This is a genomic window from Arthrobacter sp. NPDC097144 (genome assembly GCF_044762205.1).
GTDB lineage: Bacteria > Actinomycetota > Actinomycetes > Actinomycetales > Micrococcaceae > Arthrobacter_B.
On sequence record NZ_JBIWDW010000009.1, the window covers coordinates 127,715 to 151,347 of the forward strand.

Genomic DNA, 23,633 nt, shown 5'->3' on the forward strand with positions numbered 1-23,633 from the left:
CCGCCGGCGAAACCGCCGGCGGACGTATCTAACTTAGGTGCGGCTGATGCCGGACTACTTGGCGATTTTGGCTTCCACGTTGCCGACCATGGTGGCCCAGGATTCCGCGGGGTCACCCTGGCCCTTGATCAGGGCAAGCTCGGTGCCGCCCCAGTCAGCCCATACGGCGCCCATTTCGGGGATCGCCGGCATGGGAACGCCATCGGCGCCGATCTTGCCGAAGGCGGCAACGATCGGGTCTTCGGCAGCCTTGTCGAAGGAGGCCGTGAGGGCCGGCGGACGTCCGCCGCCTTCGAACATGGCATCCTGGACGGCCTCGGTGGTGAGGTAGTTCAGGGCGAATTCGGTGGCTGCCAGGGAGTTCTGGCTCTTGGAGCTGATGAAGAAGCCGTTGACGCCGATGAAGGGCTGGGCAGGCAAGTTACCGGTGGTGGGAAGGGGATCGACGACGACGTTGATTCCGGCTTCCTGTGCCAGCGGAACGTTCCACGGGCCGGTCAGGAAGTACGGGGACGCTCCGGCATTGAACTTCTCCTTGGCGATGTCAGCGGTGATGTTGGAGTTCAGGATGCCTGCGCCGGCCTCGCCCCATTCCTTCACCTTGGCGGCGAAGGCCGCACCGTTTTCGTTGCCCAGTTCCAGCTTGGAGGCGTCATAGCCGCCCTTCTCGTCAGTTCCGAAAACGGGCACGCCCATGGAGGTCTGGAACGGATACAGGTGGTAAGGATCGCCCTGCTTGGGGTCCATGCCCACCAGGAACGGGAACTCGGCACCCTTTTCAACGGCGGCCTTGCCGTTGGCAATCACTTCATCCATGGTGGCTGCCGGCTCGGGAACCAGGTCAGCATTGCGCAGCAGGCCAATGTTCTCAATGGAGTAGGGAACACCGTAGGTGCTGCCCTCATAGGTCATGGCGGCAACGGACGACGGCTGGAATTCGTCAGCCTTGTCACCGAGCTCGATGGGCGCGATCACGCCGTTCTGGACAAACTTGCCCAGCCAGTCATGCGGGCCGACGATCAGGTCCGGGCCCTTGCCCGTGGGGACCTGGGTGATGAAGTCATCGGAAACCTGCTCAAAATCCTTGGTGACCAGCTTGATTTCAATGCCGGTGTCTTCCTTGAACTGTGCAGTGACATCGGTCAGGGCCGGGGAACGCTCCGCGTCAACCCACATGGTGAGGGTGGTGGCGCCGGCACTGGCCAGGTCGGTGGAGTCCTTGCTCTCGGCGGCGTCGCTGCCGCCGCAGGCGCTGAGGACAAGGGCAGCGGTGACCGAAACGGCCCCGAGAGCGAAGGAACGGCGGCCAAACGCCGTCGTTCCCGTGGTGTGCACCTTCATTGGTGTACCTCTCCTAGTTTTTCAAGTGGTTACCGGCATTCTCGTTGCCGGCACGGAAACCTCTTTGAACCGTGACAGCACAAGGGTCGGGAGCAGACGGAGATCTCCGTCAGAACCTATGTATGGAGAAAGTGTAAGCGTGTACACCTTGTGCGTCCAATCACAGATCTGCATCACTTTGTGAGGTGCGGCGGGTCACAAAAGATAAGCTACCTGAGGGGTTGAAGGCCTCTATGTAAGCGTTTTCATTTATGGGCCGAGATACCCCTAGTATGGCTCCCATGCTCAGCGATGTAATCTCCGTCACCGGCCCTGTTGCCGGCCCCTCCCTCGTCCCCCTCCACGCTGCCTCCAGCGAGCACGACCGCCAGTGGTGGCGCTCCTCGGTCATCTACCAGGTGTATCCGCGCTCCTTCCGCGACCTGAGCGGAGACGGCATCGGGGATCTGCCCGGCATCACGGCTGAGCTGGGCTCGCTGGCAGAGCTGGACATTGACGCCCTGTGGCTTTCCCCGTTCTACAAGTCACCGCAGAACGACGCCGGCTACGACGTTGCCGACTACTGCTCCGTCGATCCCCTGTTCGGAACGCTGGAAGATTTCGACGCCCTGGTGGCGGCTGCGGACAGCCACGGAATCCGGATCATTGTCGACCTTGTCCCCAACCACTGCTCCAACGAACACACCCTGTTCCAGGCCGCTCTGGCCTCACCTCCGGGATCCCCGGAACGGGACATGTTCATCTTCCGCGACGGCACCGGCAACAACGGCGATGCTCCGCCCAACAACTGGCAGTCCCACTTCGGCGGATCCGCCTGGACCCGGACCGCCGCCGCGGACGGAACCCCGGGCCAGTGGTACCTGCACCTGTTCGACTCCACGCAGCCCGACTTCAACTGGGACAACCCCGCCGTGCGCACCGAATTTGAGCGCGTCCTGCGGTTCTGGCTGGACCGCGGCGTGGGCGGCTTCCGCGTGGATGTGGCCCACGCCCTGGTCAAGAAATCAGGCCTGCCGGACTGGGGCGGCCGGGCGGACGGCTGCTCCTCGGACGGTTTCCCGGGCCACGAGGCGCCCATGTTCGGCCAGCAGGAAGTCCATGACATCTTCCGGTCCTGGCGGAAACTGCTGGAAGAGTACGACGGCGAGCGCGTGCTCTGCGCCGAAGCCACCATTGACCCGCTGGACCGCCTCTCCGACTGGGTCCGCCCCGATGAGATGCACCAGACGTTCAACTTCGCCTATCTGAACCATGACTGGAATCCCGGCTCCGTCCGCCACGTCATCGGCTCCTCATTGGAGGCCTTTGACAAGGTGGGGGCACCCACCACCTGGGTACTTTCCAACCATGACGTGGTCCGCCACGCCACGCGATTTGGCATTGAAGGCCACCAGGAGCGCCCCGGCGACGGTTTGGGCCCGGAGGATCCTCAGCCCAACCACGAACTTGGCCTCTCCCGCGCCCGCGCCGCCACACTGCTCATGCTGTCCCTGCCCGGGGGCGTCTACCTCTACCAGGGTGAGGAACTGGGCCTGCCGGACCACACCACCATGCCGCACGATTTCCGGCAGGACCCCAGCTACCACCGCACCGGCGGCGCCCGCCTGGGCCGTGACGGCTGCCGTGTCCCCCTGCCGTGGTACTCGGCCGCGGACAGCTTCGGTTTCAGCAGCACCGGCTCCGCCTGGCTGCCCCAGCCAGCGGAGTGGGCTTCGCTGGCCCGCGACATCCAGCGGGAGGACCCGGCCTCAACCCTGAACCTGTACCGCAGCGCCCTTGCCGTGCGCCGGGAATACGCCCTCGGGGCCGGTTCGCTGGCCTGGTGGCCCGACGTCGACGGCAACTCAGTGGTGGCCTTCCTCAACGGAAGCGTGCTGACCGTACTGAACATGGGCACCGAGCCGGTGGCCCTGCCGGAAGGTGAGGTGCTGGTGGCCAGCGAGCCCGGCGCAGCAGCCGATGGAATGCTCGCGTCCAACCGCGCCGTCTGGCTCCGGCTAAGCTAATGCGTGCGGCACCGGACCCCGGTCCGGTGCCGCAGCCCGGTTCTGCTCCTCCCAGCAGCCGGTTTTCCCCAACCAGCAGCTAAGGCAGCCGCCAGGCGTGGCCGAATTGAGGCAAAATAACGTGGCAGGCATCAAAGATGTGGCCGCACGTGCCGGCGTTTCCTCGGCCACGGTTTCCCGTACCCTCAGCGGCAACGGGAAAGTCTCCGAGGCTACCCGCCAAAAGGTGCAGGAGGCCGCAGATGAACTGGGCTACGTCCTGTCCTACAACGCCTCGTCGCTGGCCTCCGGCCGCAGCCGAAATATCGGCATCGTGATGCCCACGGTGGGCCGCTGGTACTTTTCCCAGGTGCTGGAAGGTGCTGCCGCCGCCCTGATCGATGCCGGGTATGACCTCACGCTCTACAACACCAGCGACGGACCGGGACACCGCGAAAGCGTGCTGACCGAAATGCTGCGGCGCAAGCGGCTCGATGCCGTCATAGCCGTGGCGCTGAGACTCACCGATGAGGAACTGGCCCAGCTGCATGCCGTCGGAAAGCCGATTGTCGCCATCGGCGGCCCGCTGCCGAAAACCCACACCATCCGGGTGGACGAGGCCAACATCTCTGCGTTCGCGACGGAACATCTGATTTCGCTGGGGCACCGCCAGATTGCCCACATCGGCGGAGGCGAGGAACTTGTGCGGGACTTCCGGCTGGGCAGCACCCGCCGGGACGGCTACGAACAGGCCATGGGCCGGGCGGGGCTGGACTGCATGCATATCAACAGCGCCGATTTTTCCGTGGCCAGCGGTGCGCAGGCCGCCAAGACACTGCTGGCGTCTCCGCACGGCCGGCCCACCGGAATCTTCTGCGCCTCAGATGAACTGGCTATCGGTGCCATCCTCGCGGCGGAGGCCCTGGGTCTGCGCGTTCCCGAGGATCTGTCCGTCATCGGCATTGACGGCCACGAGCTGGGAGAGGTGTTTGGACTAACCACCATCAGCCAGGATCCGAAGGGCCAGGGGGCAGCCGCCGTCGCCGCCGTTCTGTCCCTTCTGGCACAGACACCGCTCGAATCAGACTGGATTCAGCGGTTCTACCCCACGGAATTCGTGGTCCGGTCCAGCACCTCGGTGCCGGCCGATCTGCGCCGCTGACCGGACGGACCGGACCCGCACCCTTCGCAGCGGCACCCGTGCCCTCGTCTTGGCGTTCCAACCGTGCTTGACTAAAGCGTCAATCAGTCCTGCTAAAGGAACACTCTCCCGGCCATGTCTCTCTTTCTTTGGATCCTGCAGATAGTCCTGGCACTGATGTTCATGGGAATCGGCGGCCAGCGGCTGACACGATCCTCCCGGCAGCTGGGAAAACTGCCGTGGACCGACGGCTACTCCCCCGCCGCCATCCGCGCCCTTGGAGCCGTGGAGCTTCTCGCCGGGCTCACCCTCCTGGTCCCCGGAGTTTTGGGATGGGCTCCGCTTCTGACACCCCTGGCCGCCTGTGGGCTGGTGGTCCTGATGGCCCTGGCGGTCCTGCTTCACCTTCGCCGGAACCAGCGGCAAGCCGCTGTCCTTCCGGCTATCCTGCTGGTGATGGCCGCATTTGTGGCGTGGGGCCGGATTGACCGGATGGAGTGAGTGAACCGCAATGACGGACAAGGCCCGGATCATCGCTGACCTGTATGCGCTGATGCCGGACGGCTTCACTGCAGCCAGGAACAAGCTTGCCGCAGAAGCGTCGAAGGCCGGAGACAAAGAGCTGGGCAGGGAAATCCGATCGCTGCCCAAACCGTCCGCCGGGGCCTGGCTGGTCAACATGCTCGCGCTGCACCGCCCGGAGCTGGTGACCGAGGTCCTGGAACTGGGCGCCGTCCTGCGCGAAGCCCAGCAGGACCTTGACCAGCAGGAACTGCGCCGTCTCAGCGGGGAACGCCAGCGCCTGCTGCGGTCAGCCGCTCGGGAGGCCCGCGCACTCGCCGAGGAGTTGGGCCGCCCGGTCAGTGCTGCCGTGGGTGCAGAGGTGGAACAAACGCTGTGGGCCGCCATGACCGACGCCGAAGCAGCCAACGCCGCCGCCAGCGGTCAGTTGGTCCGGGCGCTCGAAGCCAACGGCTGGGACCCCGTAAACGTGGACGGCGCCGTCGCGGATCCCGTGCTGGTCCGGCCAGCGGCCGCGCTGGCCGGAAAGCGGCCTGCCCGCCCCCGGACCGGGGGCGGGAATACCAACGCCGGAAGCGCGCCGTCGCCCAGGGAAAAAGCCGCGTCCGTCCGCGCGCTCCGCGCCGCTCGGACCACCCTGGCCGACGCCCGGCAGCGTGCCGAGCAGGCGGAAAATGCCCTGCAGACCGCACAGGAGGAGGTTGACGCCGTTGCTGACCGCCGGGATGAGCTGACGGATGAAATCGACGAGCTCCGCGAACGCATCCGCACACTGGAAAGCGAAGTGATCGCCGTGGACCGACGCGCCGGCACCGTGGAACGCGCCCGCGACGCTGCCCGCCGCTCCGCGCGCGCCGCACGGCGCGCAGTGGAAAAAGCCCAGGCACGCCTGGAGGCCCTGGACGAAGGCTGACCGGTGCCAAATACGTCCAACAAATTCGTCCTAATTATTGGCGCGCGCCGGTGGTACGTTCGGAATTCGACAGACAGCAACTCCCCCTTGGAGGAACCATGACTGATCATGTGGCGCCCGTCAGCGATTGCTCCGTCCACAGCTGCGATTACAACCATGACGGCTGCACGGCCTATGCCATTACCGTAGGCGGAGCCCCGGACCATGCCAGCTGTTCCACGTTTATCGACACCACGGCAACGGGAGGCCTGCCAAAGGTCCTGGCCTCGGTCGGAGCGTGCGCCCGGAGCGAGTGCACCCACAATGACCACCTCATGTGCACCGCCCATGATGTCAGAGTGGGCCCCGGAGCAGAATCAGCGGACTGCTTGACGTACCAGACCCGCTAATCTGCGCCCCACCAACGGACGTGTGACCCGCACCTGACAGCCTTGACGCCCCTGCGCCTCCTGCACGGCGCCGCTCAGGCAGACCCGCAGCGGACAGATGCTCCAGCTCATCGGTCGGTCGACGGCGGTCGCTCATTGCCCACCGCGCGGTACCCGGAGCGGAGGCGTCGTCGTGGCCCTGAACACTTGGCGCGCCGGATGGTCCGCCAGTGCGCGCGCCTGACCAGGGCATCCGTAAGATTCGGAAGAATGAGCTGCGTGTCCGCGAAGGCCACGGCCGGGAGGCCCGGATCAGCAGGGCCGCGCCGCCGCAGGCCGCCGGAAGCACCCGCTGATGCTTCAAGCCTTCACGGCGGGTAAGCTCAGCCGGGTCAAACTCGCCCGTGGAGAACAAGCAGAGGAGAACAGATGGCCGCCGTGGTGCTCGGCTGGAATCCGGCCACAGCATTTGGTGCCGGCCCGGGCCGCACGGATTACGCGATGGCTGCCGCGACGGTGGACCGCACAGGGCTCTTCGGCACCCGGTGGCGCGTGGGCCGCGGTCAGCATCTGGACCGCGGAACCGATGTGTGGCTGTTTGCCCAGGGCCGGCACGGCCGCGGCTTGCTCGGACACGGTGTCGTGGCTTCGGGTCCGCAGCCCGGGGCAGCTCTGCCGGCCCGGCTGGGGCTGCTGGCAGGCATCGTCTTTGATCTGCTTCTGCCGCCCGGTGACGCCCTGCCGGCCGAGTTGCTGACGGCGAGCGTTCCAGATCTGAACTGGGGTGCGGTGCGCAGTACGGGAACCGTTGTTCCGGAGCAGGTGCAGGGACAGGTTCGTGCGGCGTGGGCCTCATATCTGCGGTCGAGGCCGGTCCCGGACGGCTGGCAGGGGGATGTGGATCCCACCATCCCGGTTCCGGGAAGCATGTCCCAGGACACGCTGAGGCAGGTGGCTGTCAACCGCTATGAACATGACCCCGACGCCGTTGCCCGGTGTGTCGCGTTCCACGGCACCTCCTGCGCAGCGTGCGGGCTGTCGATGCAGCAGGTTTACGGGCCCAACGGAGCGAACTTTGTGCAGGTGCATCACATTGTTCCGCCTGCCGCCATCGGACCGGACTACACCCTGGACCCGGTGGCTGACCTGGTGCCCCTGTGCCCCAACTGCCACGCCATGGCCCACCGCGGCGCCCCCGATCCCTTCACTCCTGCGGAGCTTCGGCAGATGCTGGCCTCGGCCGCCGGCCCGCTGCCCGTCCGGAATCCCCTGCCCGGCACGGTGCCCACGCCGGAACAGCTGGAAGCCCAGGACGACGCCGACCGCCTCCGGAGCGCGCCCTCCAGCGGTGCGGACGCGCAGTAGAATCGGTAACCCCATGAGCATTCCAGCCAGTACTTCAAAATCAGTCCGCGTGGATGCCTGGCTTTGGGCCGTTCGGGCCTACAAGACCAGGTCCGCTGCCACCGCCGCCTGCCGGGCCGGCCATGTCCGGCTCAACGGCAACCCTGCCAAGGCGGCCCAGCCGGTCCAGCCGGGAGACACCATCCGCGTGCGCCAGCCGGGCTACGAACGCATCTTGGAAGTCCGCCAGCTGATCGCCAAGCGGGTGGGCGCAGAGGCTGCGTCCCATTGCTTCACCGACCACACCCCGCCGCGCCCCGTTGGTCCCGCCCTCGGGATACCCATGCGGGACCGGGGCGCGGGACGCCCCACCAAGAAGGACCGCCGCGAGATCGACCGGCTGCGCGGGGACCGCTGACCCGACCCGGGCCGGCGACGGCTGGTCCGGGTCGGGTCCGCCTGGTCCGGGTCGGGTCCGGCTGGTCCGGCTGGTCCGGCTGGTCCGGCTGGTCCGGCGGGTCAGGCGGGTCAGGCCCGCCGGTCAGGCCTGCGGCAGGACTCCCGCGGCGGCAGGCCGCAGCTGATCGTCGACAAACCGCGGGGCAGCCGCCAGGATTCCGGCGGCCGCCATGGCCGCGGAGGAAGCGATCAAAATGATCAGCGGCACCGTCCAGCTTCCCGTGGATTCATGAAGCGCGCCGATGGCGAAGGGCCCCAGCGCCGCCAGCAGGTATCCCGCAGGCTGGCAGAATCCGGACAGCTCAGCGGTGACCCGGGGGCTTCGGGAACGCGCAATGATCAGGGCCAGCGCCGTCGGGAAGGCAAACCCTCCCACGCCCAGCAGGAGGGCCCAGAGCCAGGGCACCTCGGCGGGTGCCAGCAGCAGGCCCACGTAGCCGGCGCCGGTGCAGACGGCCAGTGCGGCCACATAGAACTTCAGGCCCGGCGCCCGTGCCACCAGCGAAGGCATGATCAATCCGCCCGGAATTCCCAGTGAAGCGATTATCGCTGTCATCAGGCCCGCGGAGGACTGGCTCAGTCCTGCGTCGCGGTAGATTTGCGCGGCCCAGCCAAACTGCACGTACGCATTCATGGACTGGACACCAAAGTACACGCACAGGGCCACAGCAGTGCGCGACGACGTGATGTGCACCCGCCCGCCGTCATCCGCAGCCGTCCTTCCCGCCTCGGCGCGTTCCTCCGCTCCGGCGCGCCAGTCGCGAATCGAAATCAGGGTCCACGGGACAAAGGCAATCAGCGCGGCGGCGCCCCACACCCTGATGCTGAGCTGCCAGCCGTCCGCGCCGCCCGCGGACAGCGGTCCGGCAATCAGCAGCGGAAGGGTCGCACCGACCGCCAGCGTAGTGCCGTACACGGAGTTCAGCAGGGCGGTCCGTGTGCCCCCGTGCCGTTTAATGAAGGCCGGGACGAGGATGTTGCCCACCGCCATGCCGGCAAACGCCAGTACTGTCAGGGCCAGGAACACCGCGGAGGACTCCACCACCGACCGCAGCAGCAGGCCCGCCGCGACGGCGGCCAGCCCAATGGTGATGGTGCGGCTGAGCCCTGCCCTGCGGGACAGGGATACGGCCAGTGCTCCAATGACCGCGAACGTGAGCCCGGGCAGAGCGGTCAGGACCCCGGCCTGAGTGGCCCCCATGCCCAGGGCTGCTTCCAGCTCGGCCAGGACCGGGCCCACTGACGTAGCTCCGGGACGAAGGTTGACGGCAATCAGGACGACGGCGGCAGCCGCAGCCCAGAGAGGCAACGGGACACGTCCCTTGCGCCGGTTTTTGGGTTGCCCTGCTCCGGGACTTTCAATTTCACTCACTGAAGAGTTCTAGCATGCACCGGGGAAAATGACGTTAGGCCGGAACGTGCTCCGGCAAGCGGCTGTCACCTGTCTCCACGAATCGCTGGTGCCAGGACAGGGCCTCGTCCAGCAGATGCGGAGTGTGCTTGCCGAAGCTCTCCCGGCAGGCGCGGTCAAAATAGTCCTGCAGCAGCGGCTGGAAGTCCGGATGCGCGCACTTTTCAATAACCGTGCGGGCGCGCTGCTTCGGAGAGAGCCCGCGAAGGTCGGCGAGGCCCCGCTCGGTCACAACCAGCATGGTGTCATGCTCGGTGTGGTCCACGTGGCTGACCATCGGAACGATTCCGGAAATCCTGCCTCCCTTAGCCGTGCTCGGAGACAGGAATGCGGACAGGAAACCGTTGCGGGCAAAGTCGCCGGACCCGCCGATCCCGTTCATCATGGCGGTTCCGGCAACGTGGGTGGAGTTCACGTTGCCGTAGATGTCGGCCTCGATCATGCCGTTCATGGCGATGCAGCCCAGGCGGCGGATGAGTTCGGGATGGTTGGAAATCTCCTGGGTGCGCAGGATGATCCGCTTGCGGTAGAACTCGATATTGGAGTTGAACTCCTCGATCCCTGCCGGGCTGAGCGAGAAGGACGTTGCGGACGCCACCCGGATCACCCCGTCCCGGATCAGGTGCAGCATGCCGTCCTGGATTACTTCGGTGTAGGCCGTCAGCCCCGTGTACCCCGAGGTGGCCAGCCCGCCCAGGACAGCGTTGGCAATGTTGCCCACGCCGGACTGCAGCGGCAGCAGCTTGTCCGTCAGGCGGCCGGCCCGGATTTCGTCGCCGAAGAAATCAATCAGGTGGGCCGCGATCTGCTGGGAGGTTTCATCCGGGGCGGCAAAGGGCGTCATCCGGTCCGGTGCATCGGTCTCGACGACGGCGATCACCTTGTCCGGGTCCAGCCGCAAATAGGGTTCACCGATCCGGTCATCGGGATTCACCAGCATGATCGGCTTGCGGTGCGGCGGCAGGGCAGTCCCGTAATAGACGTCATGCATTCCGTCCATGTCAGCCGACTGCTGGATGTTGACTTCCAGGATGATCCTGTCCGCCTGCTCAATCCAGGTCTTGTTGTTGCCAACTGACGACGACGGTATCAGCGAGCCGTCCTCGTTGATGCCCACCACCTCGATCACGGCAAGGTCAATGTGGCCGTAGAACCCAAACCACGTGTACTGGGCCACGTGCCCGAGGTGGATGTCGATGTACTCCAGTTCGCCGTCGTTGATCCGCTTCCGCAGAGTGGGATCGGATTGGTACGGCAGACGCAGTTCCACGCCGCCGGCCTTTGCAAGCACACCGTCAAGCTCAGGAGCGGTGGAGGCGCCGGTCAGCACCTTAATCTGGAAGTCCTCGCCGCGCGCATGGGCCTGCTCCATCTGGAGGGCGAGCGCCTGCGGCACTGCTTTGGGATAGCCGGCTCCGGTGAAACCGCTCATCGCCACGGTCACGCCTGGTTTGATGAGCGCCGCGGCCTGTTCAGCAGACATCCTGCGCCCAAAAAGTCCTTCGTGGTGAATGCGGTCGTGCATGGTGGCCTTTCCTAGATGGGACCAACCAACACTATCGGCTGTGAGGCGTGCGTCATATTCAGGTGTCATCCAAGACACAGCCAAGGCCCTGCTGCGGGAAGGGCTTAGCGCGCGGAAGCAGGCCGCAGGACTGCGTTACATCGAACGGCCGGAGGCCTGCTGGATCTGTTCAAGGACGGACTCCAATTCCGTGCTCAGGGCGCCCAGCGCGGCACTGTTGTGTTCGACGGCGAGAGCAGCCACCAGTTCTGTCTGGCGGCGCCGCAACTGCTCAAGTGAAGGACCGGAGGTGCTGCTGTTTTCCATGTTTTCCATGCCTCATCCTACAAAGCTCCCCGCTACACTTCCTCAAGCGGCGGGTTAAACAATCGGCTGCCGAACCGGAGGAACCATGAACACCCCCACATCCGAAGCTTTGGAGCAGTGGCACCGCTTTCGCAGCAGCAGAAACGCCGAGCTGGCGCAGGAGCACGGCTGGCTGACGCTGACGTCCCTGCAGTGGCTGACGAAAAGGCCCGCACCGGCGGAGGGCCTTCCCGGGCTGTGGTCCGCCGACGACGCAGCAGTGCTGTCCGCCGGTCCGGCGGACAGCCTGACCCTGGCATCAACCGGCCTCCCCGTTGACGGGACAGTGACCGCCTCCCTCGCGGACGAGGAATCGCTGTCCTGGGTGTATACCGGCGGCCGGCAGGTTTTGGTGGAGCTGGCCCGTCGGGGAGGGCGCTATGCTCTGCGCACCCGGGACGCGGAATCTCCCGTGTTTACCGCTTTCACGGGCGTCCCGACGTTTGATTTCCGGCCGGATCTGGTAATCCGGGGCCGCTTTGCGGCGTACCCCGAACCGGTGGAGGTTCCGATCCGCACCGCTCATCCCGCCGTCGACGGCGTGCATCTCACAGTGGGGGAAGTGGTGTTCCGTCTGCCCGGTTGGGAACAGGACTGCCGGCTTCAGGTCAGCGCCGAGGGCGGCAGCCGCCTGGCCCTTACCTTTCACGATGCGACCAACCACCACAGCACGGCCGGCTGGCGGAAGGTCGCCTTCGAGGTGCCCGCACCCGGGACGTCCGAAGTAACCCTGGACTTCAACCGCGCCGTCAATTACCCCAGCGCCTTTACGCCTTTTGGAACCTGCCCCATGCCGGTGGGCGGAAATATTATCGGTTCCCCTGTTGAAGCCGGGGAGAAAGATCCCGGATTCGCTTCAGAATCCCCGGCCTGAACGGAGGATGCATGCTGCAGCTGGGCAACTGCCCGGGAGTATGCACTGCGAAAGGAACGCATCGTCCAAGGATGGCGCCCTTTCGCCCTTCAGCCGTAGCGTCCCGGAGGTTTCACCGTGAGCACCGAACCCGTCAGTCCCTTGCCAAACCGGGCACCGATGGGCGGCGCCCTCCACCAGTGCCGGATCATGGCCGTGCTTGAGACGGGCACTTTCCCGGGCGGCGGGCCCGGCCCGGACTTCACCCGGGTCGCGGCCGCTGCGGACACGCTGGCGGCCAATGGAGTGGGTGCCATGATGCTGACAAACGCTGCACCCGGAACGATCCAGGCCCTCGAATACCTCCGGCCCCGGCTTCCCGAGGACGTGGAGCTGGGCATCGGCGGGGTCCTGACTCCCGACGATGTTCTTCGGGCCGCCGGTGCCGGCGCCCGCTTTGTCGCATCTGCCCAGGTGGCACCCGATGTGGTCCATTCCGCCCGCAGCTGCGGAATTGCCAGCTATGCCGGCGCCCTCACACCGAGTGAGGTGCACCTTGCGTGGCGGACCGGCGCAACCGCGGTGCAGCTCTTTCCTGCCGGGTTCCTGGGAGCGGGCTACCTCCGCACCATCCGGCGGACGCTTCCCGCGGTCCCTCTGATCGCTGCCGGCGGCATCGGGTGGAACCAAGCGGCCGGCTGGCTGGCAGCGGGTGCGGCCGCCGTTGGACTGGGTCGTTCCCTTCTCGGCGATGCCCTGCTCCCCGGCGGGAACATCCGTGCCCTGGGTGTTCGGACCCGCTTGGTCTGCGCCGCGGCGGCGGAAGCGCCGCTGCGGTCACCGAGCTGAGACCGCAGAGCTAAGCCCGCGCAGCTGAGATCATGGAAGAAGCATCCACCACGATCTCCACCGGAAATGAGTCCCCATGACACTCAAAGAACAGCTCCAGGCCGATATGAAGATCCACATGAAGGCCGGCAACCGCACCGCACTGATGACGGTGCGCAACGTGCTCGGTGAAATCGAGACCCGGGAGAAGTCCGGCAAGACACCCGTGGAACTCGACGACGCGCAGGTCATTTCCCTGTTGCAGAAGGAAGCCGCGAAGCGCCGGGACACCGCGGGGATTTACCGTGAGGCCGGTGAAACCGAGCGCGCTGACGCTGAAACCGCGGAAGCCGAAGTTATCGAAGCCTATCTGCCGGCAGCATTGACCGCGGCGGACGTCGAAGCCATTGTGGACGAGGCTGTGGCGGAGCTGACGGCCAACGGCACCGAACTGTCCATGCGTCAGATGGGTGCCCTCATGAAGCCGGTGACCGCCAAGGTCGCCGGACGTTTCGACGGCAAGGCTGTCAGCGAGATCGTTCGCAGCCGCCTCTCCTGATTTCAGGCAGTCCTCCGCCTTGCCGCCGGAGCGGGTGGCCGCCGGATCTAGCCGGCGGCCGCAACGAACGCGGTGGCCGTGTTCGGGGCAATCTCCGTCATCCCCGCATCAACAATCAGCGGTCCGGCGCCCGGATCCTTTGCGAGCGCGGTGAACTCGGTTCCTGCGGCAAGCCGGACGCTGGCCGGGTGTCCGCCGTCGTACCAGGCGGTGCGTTCCTCGCCGGACAGTGTCAGGTACCAGGCCAGCAGGGCATGGGCTGCCTGGGCGCCGGCTTTACCCGTGGACATCTCCAGATCCTCGTTCACCACGATCACCGGAGCTCCGGGCGTCCCGGGAACCGGAGCGTCATCCGGCAGATGCGTGCCGGAAACCTGCAGCCCGCGCAGTTTCCCGGGCATCTCCTCGTAGGTGACCGGTTCAAAGGCAACAGCTTTCGCCCGGCCGACGACGACGGTTCCCGACGGCGCTGACGCCGCCATCTTTTCGAATACCTTCGGTCCCGCCCGCCGAACTGACTTGGTGAACCGGCCAAACACCCAGTTCTCCCACGCGGTGTCCTCCGTCCTGCGGGCATAGGCGCTGACGCTGGCGACGGCGGCAGCAGCCACCGCATCCAGATGGGCTGCGGGATCTTCCTTATCCACGAGCAGGACGATCGGCTGGACAGTGTCACTGGGTTGCATGCTTCCAGTTTTTCACGACCCGGCAGGCTGTTTTTTACCGCCCGCGTGCACCGCGCCGGAATCGCAGCGTGGCGATCTGGAACGGGCGGAGCAGCAGTTCCACCGTTTCCCCTTCCGCTCCCCCGCCAACCACCAGCGGCAATCCGGACGGTACCGCCCGTTCGAGCACGTCAGCGGAGACGACGTCGTCGTAGCTGAACCCCGTCCGCACCGTTGCACCGGCGCGGCTTCCGTGTGCCTCATAAAGCCGGACAACTATGTCTCCGCTGCGGTCTTCGGCCAGTTTCACCGCTTCCACCACCACTGCCGGGTTGTCCACCGTCACCACCGGGGTTACGGCCGTTCCGGCGACGCCGCTGATTCGGCGCAGGGGAAGGTTCAGCCGGTAGCCTTCGGCAACCGCTTCCGGGATGCCGGCCGCCGGGCGGAGCGAAAAGCGGAAGCTGTGCGGACCTTGATCAGCCGTGGGATCCGGAAACACCGGGCCTCGCAGCAGGGACAGCCGGACAGTGGTGCAGCTCCGGCCCTCCACCAGTTCGCGGAAGGTGTCATGGCCGTAGGTCGAATCGTTGGCCACGGCCACCCCGTAGCCCGGCTCCCCCACATGGATCCACCGGTGTGCCACTGCTTCAAATCGTGCCGCGTCCCAGGAAGTGTTGGCGTGGGTGGGCCGGTACAGGTGGCCAAACTGGATCTCCGATGCCGCCTCGGCAGCGTGAACATCCAGCGGGAAGGCGAGTTTGAGCAGTTTCTGCTGCTCGTGCCAGTCCACTTCAACCTCCAGGTCCACCGCAGCTCCGTCCGGGCTCAGGGAGATCTTCTGCACGAGGGTGGAGTTGCCGAAAGAGCGCGTGATTCTCAGGATGCGGTTGCCGCTGCCGCTCTCCATCTCCATGGCGTCCGGCTGCATCAGATCCAGGGTGCTGAACTTGTAGGAGGCATCGAGGTCCCAGGCATCCCACTGGTTGGGGGTGTCCCGGAACAGTTGGAACAGGTTGCCCGGACGTCCCGGCAGGAAGACTTCCCGGCCGCCGGGCAAATCCGACAGTGAACGGAACAGCCCCTCGCTGTCTACGGCCAGCCGCAGCCGGCTGCTGCTGATGACCCATCCGTCCGTCCAGCGCTGCCAGGTCCACGGACCGGGTTCGGGTGCCGGTCCCGCTCCGCCGGCCGGCACTCCCGCCACGGGATACGGCCCGGCGTTCAGCGCCGCAGTCAGGCCGCCGTCGCCCAGCAGCGCCCGCGCGGAGTTTTCAATCAAAACCCGGAGCCCGGCGGCCACCAGCGTGTAATTGCGCTCAGCCTCCCGGTATACCCAGGCAATGGCCGTGCCCGGCAGGATGTCGTGGAACTGCTGCAGCAGAACCGTCTGCCACGCCTGTTCCAGGGCCTCGTAGGGGTACTCAGCACCCATGCGCAGGTGCGCAGCCACAGCCCACAGCTCCGCTTCGCGCAGCAGATGCTCGCTCCGGCGGTTTCCCTGTTTGGTGTTGGCCTGGCTGGTGTAGGTGCCCCGGTGGAACTCAAGATACAGCTCTCCTGACCAGGTGGCCGGCTCTGCGAGCTCGGCCTCCGCCGCTGCAAAGAACCGTTCCGGGCCGGAGAACCGGACCGCAGGTGATCCCTCCAGCGAGGCCGTGCGCCGGGCGGCCGCCAGCATTTCCCGCGTGGGCCCGCCTCCGCCGTCGCCCCAGCCGAACGGCACCAGCGAGGTGTTTCCGAACCCCTTCTCCTTGTACTGGCGCTGGGCGCGGGCCAGCTCCTGCCCGGACAACTCGGAGTTGTACGTATCCACCGGCGGGAAGTGGGTGAACAGGGAAGAACCGTCAATGCCCTCCCACCGGAAGGTACTGTGCGGCATGACGTTGGTTTCATTCCAGGAAATCTTCTGTGTCAGGAACCAGCGCGCGCCGGCCGCCCGGGCAATCTGCGGCAGGGCAGCTGAGTAGCCAAATGAATCCGGCAGCCACACCACCTCCGATTCCACCCCGAAGTTCTCCAGGAAGAACCGTTTGCCGGCCAGGAACTGGCGGGCCATCGCCTCTCCTCCGGGCAGGTTCGTGTCCGCTTCCACCCACATGCCGCCCACCGGCACAAACCGTCCCGCGGCCACCTGTTCCGCCACCCTGGCGAACAGCTCCGGGTAATACTGCTTCAGCCACGCGTACTGCTGAGCCGAGGAGGCAGTGAATATAAAATCGGGGTCCTGCTCCATCAGCTCCAGCACGTTGGCAAAAGTGCGTGCCACCTTGCGCACCGTTTCCCGCACCGGCCACAGCCAGGCACTGTCAATGTGCGCATGCCCCACTGCGTGGACCCGGTGCGCGCTGGCATAGGCAGGAGATGACAGCACGCCGGCCAGCTCCGCCCGGGCAGCCGCTGCCGTACCCGAAATGTCCGAGGGGTCCACACTGCTGACCGCCCGCTCCATGGCCCGCAGAATGTCATAGCGGCGGGGCAGGTCCATCGGCAGTTCATGCATCAGGCCGTTGAGGGTGAAGAAATCCTGGGCCAGGTTCCAGGCCTCAACATCCAGCAGGGCGGCGTCTGCGGACCGCAAAACGTAGAGCGGATCAGTGCCGGCCGTCGCCGGGTCTCCCAGCGGGGTGGGCGCATAACTGAAGCCGGCAATGACATTGGGGTTGGAAGCGGCTTCCACGTAAAACTCAAAGGGCTCCCCTGGACCCTGGCGGAGCGGAACGTGCAGGTTCCGCGGTTCCACCGCTTTCACAACGTCGCCGGAGGGCGCGTAGACCAGGGCCTCCGCCTGAAATCCCGGGCCCTGCCCGTCAAAGCCGAGGTCGATGAGCAGTTCAGGCCGGTACCCGCTGCCCTCGTCGAATCCGGGAACCATCCCCGACACACGAAACCACGTGGTTCCCCACGGGGCGCCCCATGGCTGTCCGGCGCTGAAGGGCAGGAAGTCCCGGGTGACCGCCCGGGCGAACGGCACCGGTTCCCCCGGCGCCTCCCAAACCGAGACGTCCGCCGGTGTCCGGTTTCTCCAGAGGCTGCCGGGCAGTCGTTCACGGAGGAACCTGTTGACGCGGGCTTCCGCCAGTTCGCGGCTGTCGTGCACGGGGAACCTACCCTCTCATAAGCCTGCTCCTGGCGAAGGCGCCGCCCTCTTTACGGGAGGAACCCCGCATTGGCAGATACCGGATGCTAACGTGGCGGCACGACCCGGCGGAAGGCATCAGCAACATCCCGGCAGCAACAACCAGCGGGATCCCTTCAAAGGCAGGAGGACGGCATGGGGCGGTTGATATATACATGCATTACTTCGCTGGACGGTTATGTGGCCGATGCGGACGGGAACTTCGACTGGAGCATGCCGGATGAGGAAGTCCACGCTTTCGTCAACGACCTGGAGCGCAACACCGGCACCCAGCTCTACGGCCGGGGACTCTATGAGGTGATGGCAGCCTGGGAGACCATGGACACCGCCTCCGAACCGCCGGCTATCCGGGATTACGCCGCGATCTGGAAGGGTGCGGCAAAGATTGTCTTTTCCCGGTCCCTCTTGAGCGCGGACACGTCCAACACCCGGCTGGAGCGGGATTTCGATCCCGGCGCCGTCCGCCGGCTGAAGGAAGAATCCGGCCGGGACCTGTCAATCGGCGGCCCGCTGCTCGCCGCCCAGGCGCTGCGGGCAGGGCTGGTGGATGAGATACAGCAGTTGCTCTCGCCCGTCGTCGTCGGCGGCGGAAAACCTTTCCTGCCCGACGGGCTGCAGCTCAGCCTCGAACTGCTCGACGAGCGCCGGTTCAACAACGGCGTGGTGTTCCTGCGCTACGGTATCCTGCCCGGCACCGCCGGAAGACCGGGCGGCGGCTAGGGCCTGACCGTTCTACAGGCTGACGGCGGCGGTGATTTCGTTGACGAACGTTTCCGTTTCGGCAGCGTTCCGGAAACCGTAGGACACTTCCCGGACTGCATCTTCCCGTGACCGGGGAACCGTGTGGTACTTCAACGCTTCAAAGCTGCCGGGCTCGGTGACCGGCTCCACCAGTGAACGGTGCACCAGATGCGGGAACTGGCGCAGCGTCGGATCGATGCGCCACTGGTCCGTTTCAATCCAGAAATGGTCCCCCATGCCCGAGCTTCCGCTGGCCACGCGGACGTCGTCGATACCCGCACCCGCCATCAGCCACGCCAGGGTGAACGACGCCGGGGCACCCAGCCCTGATCCATAGGGGATGTGGGCCTCAGCTACTGCCGCTGTCTGTTCTGCAAGGCGGGTGGCTTCCTGGTGGCTGAGTGATCGCATAGTTCCATATTCCCAGTCCGAAGCCGACAGAACCTATTTGGGCCAGCGTCCGGTCTCGAACAGCTCCTTGAGCAGTGCCGCCGCCGGTGCCGGATCCAGCCCCCGGGACGCCAGCCAGGCGTCGTCGCCGTAGGAGGCCGCGTACCGGTCCCCGGAATCACACATGAGGGAAACGATGCTGCCGGCACGGCCCTCGGCTTCCATCTGCGCCCCCAGCTGCCATACTCCCCACAGGTTGGTCCCGGTGGAGGGCCCGGCATGAAGACCGGCGGAGGCATACAGGTGCCGGGCAGCGGCAACGGAGGCGCCGTCGGGAACCTGGATCATGTGGTCTATGACGGCGGGAACAAAGCTGGGTTCCAGCCGCGGCCGGCCAATGCCCTCAATGCGGGAGGGACCGCCGACGGCGGATGTCCCGGGACTCTGCCAGGCCGGGAAGAACGCCGAGTTTTCCGGGTCCACCACTGCCAGGCGGGTTCCATGACGGTGGTACCGGATGTAGCGGCCGATCGTCGCGCTGGTTCCGCCGGTTCCGGCTCCCACCACAATCCACTCCGGTACGGGGAAGTCTTCGAGCTTCAGCTGTCCGAACATCGACTCGGCAATATTGTTGTTGCCGCGCCAGTCGGTGGCCCGCTCAGCGTAGGTGAACTGGTCCATGTAATGCCCGCCGGCAGCGCGCGCTATTTCCTCCGCCGCCGCATACACCTGCGAAGGATCGTCCACAAAATGGCAGGTTCCGTTGTACTGCTCGATCAGCGCGATCTTCTCGGCGCTGGTGGTCCGGGGCATGACGGCCACAAAAGGCAGGTCCAGCAGCTGGGCAAAATAGGCTTCGGACACGGCGGTGGAGCCGCTGGAGGCCTCGACGATGGTCATGCCGCGGGTGATCCAGCCGTTGACCAGCCCAAAGAGGAACAGCGACCGCGCAAGCCGGTGCTTGAGGCTCCCGGTGCGGTGGGTGGATTCGTCCTTGAGGTACACCTTCACGGACCAGCCGGCCGGGACGGGAACTTCAAACAAGTGGGTGTCTGCGGAGCGGTTGTTGTCGGCCTCGATGCGCCGGATGGCATCCTCGGACCAGCGTCGGTTTTCCGCCTGGGTAATAGTCACCCGATTCAGCCTACAGGCGGCTCCTGCAGCACGGCGGACAGCCGGTCCAGCTCAGGGGATGACTCCAGGACCATTTTCTCAGCCGTGGCCAGCAGCCCCAGGATGTTTTTCGGGCTCGCGTCGTCGGAGTCGTGGTGCGTGCCGGGCAGGAGCCTGGTCTGGATCCGGACATAGTCCCCGCCCAGAAGCCGGCGGAGGCTTTCGCGCATCAGCTGCCCCGGTCCCTCGAGCACCATGGAGAAGTCCCGCTCCGGACCCCGGGCCTCGGCTTTGTTGCGGGTCTGTTCCGAGCTCAGCAGCAACCCCGATGATCTCTCGCTGGTGCCGGTTCCCAGCGAGACCAGCAGCGCGCCGTCGTCGGCCGCTTGAAGCGTCCGGCCCAGCGAATACGCAACCAGCGCAGGGTCATCGGCGGCCAGCCCGCCGTCCACCAGTTCCCGGGCCGTGCCGCCCGGATCGGTATAATCGACGGCGGGAAAGTACTTCGGCAGGGACGATGTCGCGCGGGCTGCAAGCGCCATATCCGCATCCCCGAGCTGTGACTGGTCCAGCCCGCCGCCGGTGAAGTGCAGTGCCTGGGTGTGGGCCAAATCGCACGTCACAACGCCCACGGGACGGTATGCCTCGGACAGTTTCGCGTTTCCCATGACCTGGTGCAGGAATTCCTGCAGCGGTGCTGCGGAATAGGCGGCCGTTCCCGGCGCCTGTGCCGGATGTTTCGCGTGGTGGCCGCGGGGGAATATCTTCTTTACGCTGCCCAGGTCCAGATGCCGCAGCTCGGCGGCACTGTAGGGAGCGCCGCCGTCGCGCGGGCAGGTCAGGGCCAGGGCGATCATTCCGCCGACGGAGGTTCCCACAATGAGGTCAAACAGGTCAGCGGTGCGCTTCCCGGACCGCTTTTCCAGGTGCGTCAGCCAGATGACCGGGATGATGCCGCGGACACCGCCGCCGTCGATCGAGAGTATGCGCAGCATGGGGGCTCCTGAGGGGTGCGGTGCAGTGCCAAGGTGGCCTTAACGCTTGCCGCGGGGGCGGGCAGGGTCAAGGCTGTCTTGCGGCTGGGCCTGCCCCGGCTCTGTTTTTGCGCGTGAGGTTCTAGGTGAACCGGTGCACGGCCAGTTCGGAGGCCGGTTCAAAACCGAGCCGGGCATAGAAATCCGCGGATTCGGGCGAGGGCGCCAGCACCATCCGGACTGCTCCGAGATCCCGGGCAAAGGCAATGGCCGCCTGCATCAGCCCGGTGCCGACGCCGGCACTGCGGTGTACGGGCAGCACGTAAGCATTGCCCAGGTACACCCAACAGGAGGGCCCTTTACCCGGCTTGGGCATTCGCTCGAAGATCAGCAGGTTCACCATGCCGATCAGTTCCCCGTCCTCCTCAGCCACGAAGAATTCACGGGGATTCCCTTCCGCCCAGTGCCGGAAGTCTTCGACAAAACCATCCGGCGGTCCGTCTCCTGCTGTGAGCTCCGGGGCTGGGGCGCGTTCCTGCTCTGCACTCCAGACCGCGCGGAGCCTGGCCAGCTGCGGCACATCTGCAGGGTTCCCCTGACGAACTGTGTACATCGTGGCAGGCTACCAAACCTGCCCTGCCGACGGTCTTCGTGGCTTGGCGGTGCGTTGTGTGGCAGGGTGTCGGCATGGACGAATTGATGGTTATGGGTAAGGATTCCGCTGCGGTTCATTCCTATGTTGCCCGCCCGGAGGGAACTCCGCGGGGCGGCGTCATTGTCATTCATGAAGCGTGGGGGCTGGTCAGCCAGATCCGCAGTGTGGCGGATCGGTTTGCCGCACAGGGCTACCTGGCTGTCGCCCCGGATTTGCTGGGCGAACACGGCATCACCGATGATGTCGCCACTGAACTCGGTGAGCAGCTCTTCAATCCGGATCCTGAGCAGCGCCACGCCGCGCAGCCAAAGCTGCGGGAACTGATGTCGCCGTTCCGCTCCCCCGACTTCTCAGCCCAGGCTTCGGCACGGGTGCAGTCCTGTTTTGAATTCCTGGAGTCGGCCGAGGGCGTGAACGGGCGGATCGGCGTCGTCGGCTTCTGCATGGGAGGAACCTTTGCCCTCTCCCTCGCCGTCCAGGAAGCGCGGCTCAAGGCCTGCGTCTCCTTCTACGGCCGGGCCGACTTCTCGGTTCCCGAGCTCTCAACCGTCACGTGCCCGGTTCTGGCCTTTTACGGTGATCAGGACACCGGTTTGGTGGACAAGCTTCCCGATTTGGGAGCTGCCATGACCGACGCGGGCATCGATTTCACGGCGGAGGTGTATCCCGGCACCGGACACGCTTTCTTCAACGACACCAACCGGTTTGCCTACGACAAGGATGCCGCTGACGACGCCTGGCGGCTCACGCTGGAGTTCCTGGCTAAAACGCTGGCCTAGCTCCGTCTCGACTGTCCAAGGGGGCCGATCAGCGCCAGTAGTTGTTGGCGGCCGCGATCGTTGCAAACTCGGTGGCAACCACGTGGCCGGCTGCAATGAGGCCTTCAGGGTTGTTCGCGTACGCGTCGCGGATGATTTCCTGCACATGATCGTCGGGCTGGATCGCTAAGGAGGTCTGCAGGGCCAAGCTGAGGGCCAGCCTGCGGCCGTCCTCCGGGCTTGCGCAAATCAGGGTGTTGTTGGGAACGAGCTCCATGGTGTCCGTCCTCTCAGGGTGGGCGCGGTGTCCGCGGACCCGCTGCTGCTGCTACTGCTGGCGAGCTGTGCTGTCTGTCCCAGTGTGTGCGCTTTCAGCGGGCCGAAACAAGGAGCGCTACACCCAAAGCGGAAGGGGTCGGCTCAGGTTCCACGCACACTGCATTAAACGACGACGGCGCCGCCCGGACCGTGGAAGCGGTCCGGCGCGGCGCCGTCGTGCGTTGTTCTCTGCTGTTCTCCGGAAGGAGAGGTGCTGCCTTAGAGCTTGGAGGCAACCAGACCGGTCAGGTCGACCAGGCGGTTGGAGTAGCCCCACTCGTTGTCGTACCAGCCGACGATCTTGACCTGGTTGCCCATGACGCGGGTCAGACCGGAGTCGAAGATGCAGGAGGACGGGTCGCCCACGATGTCCGAGGAAACGATGGGATCCTCGGTGTACGTGAGGATGCCGGCCCAGCGCGGGTCCTGTGCAGCCTTGGCGTAGGCGGCGTTGATTTCCTCGACCGTGGCTTCCTTTTCCAGCGTGACCGTCAGGTCGGTGACGGAGCCGGTGGGGACGGGAACGCGGATGGCGAAGCCGTCCAGCTTGCCCTTCAGCTCCGGCAGGACCAGGCCAATGGCCTTGGCTGCACCGGTGGAGGTGGGCACCATGTTCAGGGCTGCGGCGCGGGCGCGGCGCAGATCCTTGTGCGGGCCGTCCTGCAGGTTCTGGTCTGCCGTGTAGGCGTGAACCGTGGTCATCAGGCCCTTTTCGATGCCGAAGGCGTCGTTGAGGACCTTGGCCAGCGGGCCCAGGCAGTTGGTGGTGCAGGAAGCGTTGGAGATGATGTTGTGCTTGGCGGGATCGTAGTCGCCGTCGTTGACGCCCATCACCACGGTGAACGCGTCACCGGAGGCGGGTGCGGAGACCAGGACCTTCTTGGCGCCGGCGGTGATGTGCTTCTGTGCGTCCTCGGCCTTGGTGAAGAAACCGGTGGACTCGATGACGATGTCAACGCCGAGCTCACCCCAGGGCAGGTTCGCGGGATCGCGCTCAGCCAGGACCTTGATGGTGGATCCGCCCACTACCAGGTTGCCTTCTTCGACGGAGACCTTTTCGCTCAGGCGTCCGGCAACGGAATCGTACTTCAGCAGGTGCGCCAGCTGGGCGGGATCGCCGAGGTCGTTTACTGCAACAACCTCAAAGCCTTCTCCGTGCTCCAGTGCTGCTCGCAGGAAATTGCGGCCAATGCGACCAAAACCGTTAATTCCGACTCGTACCGTCATGGGGGGCCTCCTCAGGCTCGTCAGGATTAGATTTAGAAACTAAATTTATTACCTCCTAC

The 23,633-nt window shown here is 65.7% G+C and carries 24 protein-coding genes; 12 read left to right on the forward strand and 12 right to left on the reverse strand.

All coding sequences use genetic code 11. The features are described 5' to 3' along the window. Positions 1 to 54: 54 nt before the first annotated feature. A complete protein-coding gene (locus tag ACIQXM_RS17615) occupies positions 55 to 1,341 on the reverse strand; it encodes an extracellular solute-binding protein (protein ID WP_400933879.1) in 1,287 nt (428 codons plus the stop codon). 281 nt (positions 1,342 to 1,622) lie between these two features. Here ACIQXM_RS17615 and ACIQXM_RS17620 point away from each other — a divergent pair, with 281 nt between their 5' ends. From ACIQXM_RS17620 to ACIQXM_RS17650, 7 genes are all read left to right on the forward strand, one after another. Beyond that, positions 1,623 to 3,347, forward strand: coding sequence for an alpha-amylase family glycosyl hydrolase (locus ACIQXM_RS17620; protein WP_400933882.1), 1,725 nt, complete (start codon positions 1,623 to 1,625; stop codon positions 3,345 to 3,347). Between the two features lie 121 nt (positions 3,348 to 3,468). Next, a complete protein-coding gene (locus tag ACIQXM_RS17625; protein ID WP_400933885.1) occupies positions 3,469 to 4,488 on the forward strand; it encodes a LacI family DNA-binding transcriptional regulator in 1,020 nt (339 codons plus the stop codon). A 114-nt stretch (positions 4,489 to 4,602) separates the two neighbouring features. After that, entirely contained in the window at positions 4,603 to 4,968 is a 366-nt protein-coding gene (locus ACIQXM_RS17630; protein WP_400933888.1) for a DoxX family protein, read from the forward strand. A gap of 10 nt (positions 4,969 to 4,978) precedes the next feature. Beyond that, positions 4,979 to 5,902 carry a hypothetical protein gene (locus tag ACIQXM_RS17635; protein WP_400933891.1) on the forward strand — a complete coding sequence of 308 codons (924 nt, stop codon included), beginning with the start codon at positions 4,979 to 4,981 and terminating at the stop codon, positions 5,900 to 5,902. A gap of 98 nt (positions 5,903 to 6,000) precedes the next feature. Further along, entirely contained in the window at positions 6,001 to 6,291 is a 291-nt protein-coding gene (locus tag ACIQXM_RS17640) for a DUF1540 domain-containing protein (protein WP_400933893.1), read from the forward strand. Positions 6,292 to 6,699: 408 nt separating this feature from the next. Next, positions 6,700 to 7,635: an HNH endonuclease gene (locus tag ACIQXM_RS17645; protein ID WP_400933896.1), complete on the forward strand. Its 936-nt coding sequence runs from the start codon at positions 6,700 to 6,702 to the stop codon at positions 7,633 to 7,635. Between the two features lie 13 nt (positions 7,636 to 7,648). Next, positions 7,649 to 8,032 carry an RNA-binding S4 domain-containing protein gene (locus ACIQXM_RS17650; protein ID WP_400933899.1) on the forward strand — a complete coding sequence of 128 codons (384 nt, stop codon included), beginning with the start codon at positions 7,649 to 7,651 and terminating at the stop codon, positions 8,030 to 8,032. Between the two features lie 123 nt (positions 8,033 to 8,155). Here ACIQXM_RS17650 and ACIQXM_RS17655 read toward each other — a convergent pair whose 3' ends face one another. From ACIQXM_RS17655 to ACIQXM_RS17665, 3 genes are all read right to left on the reverse strand, one after another. Then, a complete protein-coding gene (locus tag ACIQXM_RS17655) occupies positions 8,156 to 9,445 on the reverse strand; it encodes an MFS transporter (RefSeq protein ID WP_400933901.1) in 1,290 nt (429 codons plus the stop codon). Positions 9,446 to 9,479: 34 nt separating this feature from the next. After that, positions 9,480 to 11,009 carry an acetyl-CoA hydrolase/transferase family protein gene (locus tag ACIQXM_RS17660; protein ID WP_400933904.1) on the reverse strand — a complete coding sequence of 510 codons (1,530 nt, stop codon included), beginning with the start codon at positions 11,007 to 11,009 and terminating at the stop codon, positions 9,480 to 9,482. 135 nt (positions 11,010 to 11,144) lie between these two features. Continuing rightward, complete coding sequence (locus ACIQXM_RS17665; protein WP_400933908.1) at positions 11,145 to 11,324, reverse strand: hypothetical protein; 180 nt, start codon at positions 11,322 to 11,324, stop codon at positions 11,145 to 11,147. Positions 11,325 to 11,400: 76 nt separating this feature from the next. Between ACIQXM_RS17665 and ACIQXM_RS17670 the strand changes: the two genes are divergently transcribed. The 3 genes from ACIQXM_RS17670 (at position 11,401) to ACIQXM_RS17680 (ending at position 13,594) form a co-directional block, all read left to right on the forward strand. Next, the gene (locus ACIQXM_RS17670) at positions 11,401 to 12,228 is read left to right on the forward strand and encodes a DUF1684 domain-containing protein (protein WP_400933910.1); all 828 of its coding nucleotides are present in this window, start codon (positions 11,401 to 11,403) and stop codon (positions 12,226 to 12,228) included. A gap of 117 nt (positions 12,229 to 12,345) precedes the next feature. Beyond that, positions 12,346 to 13,056, forward strand: coding sequence for a bifunctional 4-hydroxy-2-oxoglutarate aldolase/2-dehydro-3-deoxy-phosphogluconate aldolase (locus tag ACIQXM_RS17675; protein WP_400933912.1), 711 nt, complete (start codon positions 12,346 to 12,348; stop codon positions 13,054 to 13,056). 76 nt (positions 13,057 to 13,132) lie between these two features. After that, entirely contained in the window at positions 13,133 to 13,594 is a 462-nt protein-coding gene (locus tag ACIQXM_RS17680; RefSeq protein ID WP_400933914.1) for a GatB/YqeY domain-containing protein, read from the forward strand. Positions 13,595 to 13,641: 47 nt separating this feature from the next. On the opposite strand, the gene ACIQXM_RS17685 is transcribed toward ACIQXM_RS17680, so the two are convergent. Beyond that, entirely contained in the window at positions 13,642 to 14,280 is a 639-nt protein-coding gene (locus tag ACIQXM_RS17685; protein WP_400933917.1) for a peptidyl-tRNA hydrolase, read from the reverse strand. A 34-nt stretch (positions 14,281 to 14,314) separates the two neighbouring features. Further along, on the reverse strand, positions 14,315 to 17,359 hold the full coding sequence (locus ACIQXM_RS17690) for an alpha-mannosidase (RefSeq protein ID WP_400933920.1): 3,045 nt from the start codon (positions 17,357 to 17,359) through the stop codon (positions 14,315 to 14,317). A 174-nt stretch (positions 17,360 to 17,533) separates the two neighbouring features. On the opposite strand from ACIQXM_RS17690, the gene ACIQXM_RS17695 reads away from it, so the two are divergent. Further along, positions 17,534 to 18,118 carry a dihydrofolate reductase family protein gene (locus ACIQXM_RS17695; protein WP_400933923.1) on the forward strand — a complete coding sequence of 195 codons (585 nt, stop codon included), beginning with the start codon at positions 17,534 to 17,536 and terminating at the stop codon, positions 18,116 to 18,118. Between the two features lie 12 nt (positions 18,119 to 18,130). On the opposite strand, the gene ACIQXM_RS17700 is transcribed toward ACIQXM_RS17695, so the two are convergent. From ACIQXM_RS17700 to ACIQXM_RS17715, 4 genes are all read right to left on the reverse strand, one after another. Next, positions 18,131 to 18,550: a hypothetical protein gene (locus ACIQXM_RS17700; RefSeq protein ID WP_400933926.1), complete on the reverse strand. Its 420-nt coding sequence runs from the start codon at positions 18,548 to 18,550 to the stop codon at positions 18,131 to 18,133. A 33-nt stretch (positions 18,551 to 18,583) separates the two neighbouring features. Next, positions 18,584 to 19,663, reverse strand: coding sequence for a PLP-dependent cysteine synthase family protein (locus ACIQXM_RS17705; RefSeq protein ID WP_400933929.1), 1,080 nt, complete (start codon positions 19,661 to 19,663; stop codon positions 18,584 to 18,586). Positions 19,664 to 19,668: 5 nt separating this feature from the next. Then, positions 19,669 to 20,637, reverse strand: a complete 969-nt coding sequence (locus ACIQXM_RS17710; protein ID WP_400933932.1) for a patatin-like phospholipase family protein — start codon at positions 20,635 to 20,637, stop codon at positions 19,669 to 19,671. 121 nt (positions 20,638 to 20,758) lie between these two features. Continuing rightward, complete coding sequence (locus ACIQXM_RS17715) at positions 20,759 to 21,229, reverse strand: GNAT family N-acetyltransferase (protein WP_400933935.1); 471 nt, start codon at positions 21,227 to 21,229, stop codon at positions 20,759 to 20,761. Positions 21,230 to 21,303: 74 nt separating this feature from the next. Here ACIQXM_RS17715 and ACIQXM_RS17720 point away from each other — a divergent pair, with 74 nt between their 5' ends. After that, positions 21,304 to 22,050 (forward strand): dienelactone hydrolase family protein, encoded by a 747-nt coding sequence (locus ACIQXM_RS17720; RefSeq protein WP_400933937.1) that lies wholly within the window; start codon positions 21,304 to 21,306, stop codon positions 22,048 to 22,050. Positions 22,051 to 22,078: 28 nt separating this feature from the next. Here ACIQXM_RS17720 and ACIQXM_RS17725 read toward each other — a convergent pair whose 3' ends face one another. Then, positions 22,079 to 22,306 carry a hexameric tyrosine-coordinated heme protein gene (locus tag ACIQXM_RS17725; protein ID WP_400933940.1) on the reverse strand — a complete coding sequence of 76 codons (228 nt, stop codon included), beginning with the start codon at positions 22,304 to 22,306 and terminating at the stop codon, positions 22,079 to 22,081. A 260-nt stretch (positions 22,307 to 22,566) separates the two neighbouring features. Continuing rightward, entirely contained in the window at positions 22,567 to 23,574 is a 1,008-nt protein-coding gene (gene gap, locus ACIQXM_RS17730) for a type I glyceraldehyde-3-phosphate dehydrogenase (RefSeq protein WP_400933943.1), read from the reverse strand. Positions 23,575 to 23,633 lie beyond the last annotated feature (59 nt).